This is a genomic window from Marinomonas lutimaris, assembly GCF_019426345.1.
Taxonomy (GTDB): Bacteria; Pseudomonadota; Gammaproteobacteria; order Pseudomonadales; family Marinomonadaceae; genus Marinomonas; species Marinomonas lutimaris.
Window position 1 is genome coordinate 1 of sequence record NZ_JAHLLW010000052.1, and the last position, 1,225, is coordinate 1,225.

Below are 1,225 nucleotides of genomic sequence, written 5' to 3' on the forward strand. Positions count from 1 at the left end.
TTACACCAAACCACGACCATTACCCAACCACCCGTAGGCCGAATGAGACGAGGAACGAGGCGTTATCCGGCGATAAAGGATGAATAGAGGAACGAAGATATAATCCGGCAAAAAACCACATGACACCAAACCACGACCATTACCCAACCACCCGTAGGCCGGATGAGCCGAGGAACGAGGCGTTATCCGGCGATAAAGGATGAGCCGAGACACGAGGCGCTTACCTACAAAAAACCGTGACGATTAAAGCCAGCAAGCATAACAAAACTTACTCATTGATACTTAGCCGCAAAACGAACCACGNGCCGAGACACGAGGCGCTTACCTACAAAAAACCGTGACGATTAAAGCCAGCAAGCATAACAAAACTTACTCATTGATACTTAGCCGCAAAACGAACCACGTGATCTAGACATTGCAACAACTGACCAGCCATACCGAACGCTTTATTCAATAACGCCGATTGTATTTCAGGATCATCAGGGTAATCATGGGCAAATTGGTTACGCATTTCCCGTAACTTCAGCCACTGTTCAACAGAATCCAGGGCTCCTATCTTTTCAAGTCGATTTAACTTATCAATAAATGTAGTAAGCTCACCTTCTTCATGCGTTAGCTCGATTACTGCAGGCAATAACTTTGCCCCCATCACATCCTGCAATTTTGAAAACCGGACTATAAACTGATCAAATACCGCAAGTTCAATCTCCGTAAGTTCAGACAAACTGGCCGCAGTGTAGGGGTGTTTATCTGCCAAGTGCTGCATAGACCAATTCAAACGTTCTGCATGCGTTTGGCAAATATTAACGATCCCCTGAAATACATCCTTATTCATAAGCGAATACCGCTCTCTTTTGCGATTTTATAGATAGGCAAAACTGTTCCAGACTTACGATTGACGACCAAGTCAATTTTCTGATCACCAAGCAGCAAATGAAGTTCAACCAAAGCATTCAGTTTAGCCTCAACAATATCATCGGCCTCATGCAAATCAGGCTCAATATACAAATCAATATCCCCGCCACGCGCATTATCATCGGCCCTTGAACCAAAAACTAGCAAATCAGACCCTTCGCCAAAATGCTTCAATAACACATGCTTAATTGTCTCTTGCTGGTATTTAGTCAAACGCATATCGGACTCCAAATAAAAAAACATCCCTATCATAGTAAAAAAAACACCACCCCGTAGGCCGGATGAGCCGAGGAACGAGGCGTTATCCGGC

Annotated in this window: 3 protein-coding genes; all 3 read right to left on the reverse strand. The window is 44.5% G+C overall.

The genetic code is table 11. The features are described from left to right. Positions 1-213: a hypothetical protein gene (locus KPL72_RS21045; RefSeq protein WP_219704353.1), complete on the reverse strand. Its 213-nt coding sequence runs from the start codon at positions 211-213 to the stop codon at positions 1-3. A 160-nt stretch (positions 214-373) separates the two neighbouring features. Continuing rightward, a complete protein-coding gene (locus KPL72_RS21050; RefSeq protein WP_219704354.1) occupies positions 374-835 on the reverse strand; it encodes a hypothetical protein in 462 nt (153 codons plus the stop codon). Then, a partial coding sequence (locus KPL72_RS21055) for a nucleotidyltransferase domain-containing protein (protein WP_249422380.1) occupies positions 832-1,225 on the reverse strand: 394 nt, incomplete at its 5' end. The genes KPL72_RS21055 and KPL72_RS21050, both read right to left, overlap by 4 nt.

Bases quoted from the DNA above. Each gene is read 5' to 3' on its own strand.
- KPL72_RS21050 (WP_219704354.1), bottom strand. From the start codon at position 835: ATGAATAAGGATGTATTTCAGGGGATCGTTAATATTTGCCAAACGCAT.